Here is a 3,664-nt window from a genome sequence, read left to right as displayed (position 1 = left end):
GACCTCGCCAGCGGAAGCGAAGCTTTCGCGTTGGCGACGGTGTGGATGTCGGAAGTTGGTTGGTTGCGGGGGCAGGATTTGAACCTGCGACCTTCAGGTTATGAGCCTGACGAGCTACCGGGCTGCTCCACCCCGCGTCACCAACGAAGACGGCCGCGCTGAGGCGCGGCCGGAGAAGATAGCGCCCTTTGGTGTCCGGGCAGATGTGGCGAGAAGATTTGGTTTCATGCGTTTTGCAGACCTGGCGGCGACCTACTCTCCCGCGTCTTGAGACGAAGTACCATCGGCGCTGGGGCGTTTCACGGCCGAGTTCGGAATGGGATCGGGTGCTTGCCACCCCGCCATGACCACCAGGTCGGCGAAGCGCATGAAGTCGAGAAGCTGTGTCTGGTTGTGCCATGGAGACAAGCGCCACGAAGGCGGCAGCCTTCGAGCGGGCAAGGCCCGCCGCGCCACGTTTGGCGCGCGCCGTGCGCAGGACAGCAGGCCGGAAGGCCTGCATGCGTCCGAGAGCACATGTCTTTTTTCTTCAGCGACCCTCCAGGCCGCTGAAGCGATGGTCATTGGCACACCATCGCGCCCTGTTTTTTTGTTCAGCGACTTGTCCAAAAAGTCTGCAACTTTTTGGGTCGCTGAAGCGATGGTCATTGGCAAATGAGAACGATCAAGTCGATCGGGCTATTAGTACCGGTAAGCTTCACACATTGCTGCGCTTCCACACCCGGCCTATCAACGTGGTCGTCTTCCACGGCCCTGATAGGGACCACTCGTTTTCAGGTGGGTTTCCCGCTTAGATGCCTTCAGCGGTTATCCCGTCCGCATATAGCTACCCTGCTATGCCGCTGGCGCGACAACAGGTCCACCAGAGATGCGTCCATCCCGGTCCTCTCGTACTAGGGACAGATCCTGTCAATAGTCCTACACCCACGGCAGATAGGGACCGAACTGTCTCACGACGTTCTGAACCCAACTCACGTACCGCTTTAAATGGCGAACAGCCATACCCTTGGGACCTGCTCCAGCCCCAGGATGCGATGAGTCGACATCGAGGTGCCAAACAACCCCGTCGATATGGACTCTTGGGGGTCATCAGCCTGTTATCCCCGGCGTACCTTTTATCCGTTGAGCGATGGCCCTTCCACGCGGGACCACCGGATCACTATGACCGACTTTCGTCTCTGCTCGACTTGTCAGTCTCGCAGTCAGGCAGGCTTATGCCATTGCACTCGACGAGCGATTTCCGACCGCTCTGAGCCCACCATCGCGCGCCTCCGTTACGCTTTAGGAGGCGACCGCCCCAGTCAAACTACCCACCATACACTGTCCCGGACCCGGATGACGGGCCGCGGTTAGACATTCATGACGATAAGGGTGGTATTTCAAGGATGGCTCCACGCCAGCTGGCGCCGACGCTTCAAAGCCTACCACCTATCCTACACATGCCGACACGAATGCCAGTGTAAAGCTATAGTAAAGGTGCACGGGGTCTTTCCGTCTAACCGCAGGAACCCCGCATCTTCACGGGGAATTCAATTTCACTGAGTCTGCGTTGGAGACAGCGGGGAAGTCGTTACGCCATTCGTGCAGGTCGGAACTTACCCGACAAGGAATTTCGCTACCTTAGGACCGTTATAGTTACGGCCGCCGTTTACCGGGGCTTCGATTCAGAGCTTGCACCCCTCCTCTTAACCTTCCGGCACCGGGCAGGCGTCAGACCCTATACGTCGTCTTGCGACTTCGCAGAGCCCTGTGTTTTTGATAAACAGTCGCTACCCCCTGGTCTGTGCCACCCTCCAGCGGTTGCCCGCAGAAGGGTCACGCTTATTCCGAAGTTACGCGTGCAATTTGCCGAGTTCCTTCAACGCAGTTCTCTCAAGCGCCTTGGTATTCTCTACCAGTCCACCAGTGTCGGTTTCGGGTACGGTCTATAAGGAGGTGCTGTTTCCCGGGACCGCTTCACCGCACACCCAATCCAGTAAGGGCATACGATACACGCGATCCGTCACAATCCTCCAGGCCCACGAATATTGACGTGGTTCCCATCGACTACGCCTTTCGGCCTCGCCTTAGGGGCCGGCTAACCCTGCTCAGATTAACTTTAAGCAGGAACCCTTGGACTTTCGGCGAGGGAGTCTCTCACTCCCTTTATCGTTACTCATGTCAGCATTCGCACTTCCGATACCTCCACGGGTCCTCACGGATCCCGCTTCATCAGCCTACGGAACGCTCCGCTACCGCTTGTCAAAGACAAGCCCAAAGCTTCGGTGCATGGCTTGAGCCCCGGTACATTTTCGGCGCAAGGACCCTTGATTAGACCAGTGAGCTGTTACGCTTTCTTTAAATGATGGCTGCTTCTAAGCCAACATCCTGGTTGTTTTGGGATCCTCACATCCTTTCCCACTTAGCCATGACTTGGGGACCTTAGCTGTTGGTCAGGGTTGTTTCCCTCTCCACGACGGACGTTAGCACCCGCCGTGTGTCTGCCGGACAGTACTTCCAGGTATTCGGAGTTTGGTTAGGTTTGGTAATCCGGTGAGGACCCCTAGCCCATCCAGTGCTCTACCCCCTGGAGTATTCATCCGACGCTCTACCTAAATAGATTTCGCGGAGAACCAGCTATTTCCGAGTTTGATTGGCCTTTCACCCCTAGCCACAAGTCATCCCGATCTATTGCAACAGATATGGGTTCGGCCCTCCAGTTGGTGTTACCCAACCTTCAGCCTGCTCATGGCTAGATCACTCGGTTTCGGGTCTAATGCGACGAACTGAACGCCCTGTTCAGACTCGCTTTCGCTGCGCCTACACCTACCGGCTTAAGCTTGCTCGTCACACTAAGTCGCTGACCCATTATACAAAAGGTACGTGGTCACCATTTCAGGCTCCCACTGTTTGTAGGCATTCGGTTTCAGGTACTCTTTCACTCCCCTCGTCGGGGTGCTTTTCACCTTTCCCTCACGGTACTGGTTCGCTATCGGTCATGCACGAGTACTTAGGCTTGGAGGGTGGTCCCCCCATGTTCAGACAGGATTTCACGTGTCCCGCCCTACTCGAGGACTGACAAGAAAGTTACGCGTACGGGGCTGTCACCCACTATGGCCCGACTTTCCAGACGGTTCCGCTTTTCTCTCATCAGCCACTGGCCTGGTCCGCGTTCGCTCGCCACTACTAGCGGAGTCTCGGTTGATGTCCTTTCCTGCAGGTACTTAGATGTTTCAGTTCCCTGCGTTCGCCTCTTATCCCTATGTATTCAGGATAAGATACCTTTTTAACGATCCTTGGAAACCTGTGCTGTCCTTCCGAAGGCGCAAGCCTTCGAGCGGCCAAGCGGCCGCCGCGCAACGTTTTGCGCGCCCCGTCCGGAGGATGGCGGCAAAGCCGCGATCATCCGCGAGGACAAAAAACAGAACAGATTTCCCAAGGATCAAAGGTGGGTTGCCCCATTCGGAGATCTCCGGATCAAGGGGTATTCGCACCTCCCCGGAGCTTATCGCAGCGTATCACGTCCTTCATCGCCTGTGCATGCCAAGGCATCCACCAAATGCCCTTAAGACACTTGATCGTTCTCATTGCCAATGACCATCAGACGCAAGGATCGAACCCCGCGCAAATGGCACTGGCACAAAAAGACCAGCTTCTCGAGATTTCTCCGGTGGCCGCGGCTAAG

At 56.4% G+C, this 3,664-nt stretch carries 1 protein-coding gene, 1 tRNA gene and 2 rRNA genes; 1 reads left to right on the top strand and 3 read right to left on the bottom strand.

Annotated elements, in window-relative coordinates; all coding sequences use genetic code 11:
- Positions 1-60 precede the first annotated feature (60 nt).
- Positions 61-137, bottom strand: a tRNA-Met gene (locus CSC94_RS23775).
- 102 nt (positions 138-239) lie between these two features.
- Positions 240-355 (bottom strand): 5S ribosomal RNA (rrf, locus tag CSC94_RS23770).
- A gap of 12 nt (positions 356-367) precedes the next feature.
- Between rrf and CSC94_RS24405 the strand changes: the two genes are divergently transcribed.
- Positions 368-658, top strand: a complete 291-nt coding sequence (locus CSC94_RS24405; RefSeq protein ID WP_133123087.1) for a hypothetical protein — start codon at positions 368-370, stop codon at positions 656-658.
- A 2-nt stretch (positions 659-660) separates the two neighbouring features.
- Here the strand turns inward: CSC94_RS24405 and CSC94_RS23765 are convergent.
- Positions 661-3,559: ribosomal RNA gene (locus CSC94_RS23765) — 23S ribosomal RNA — on the bottom strand.
- Positions 3,560-3,664: the final 105 nt, after the last annotated feature.

The sequence above is a fragment of the Zhengella mangrovi genome, from assembly GCF_002727065.1.
Lineage (GTDB): Bacteria > Pseudomonadota > Alphaproteobacteria > Rhizobiales > Rhizobiaceae > Zhengella > Zhengella mangrovi.
This window is presented reverse-complemented; position numbering and strand designations above follow the sequence as displayed.

Coding starts and splice junctions, on each gene's coding strand:
- CSC94_RS24405 (WP_133123087.1), top strand. CDS start 368: ATGAAGTCGAGAAGCTGTGTCTGGTTGTGCCATGGAGACAAGCGCCAC.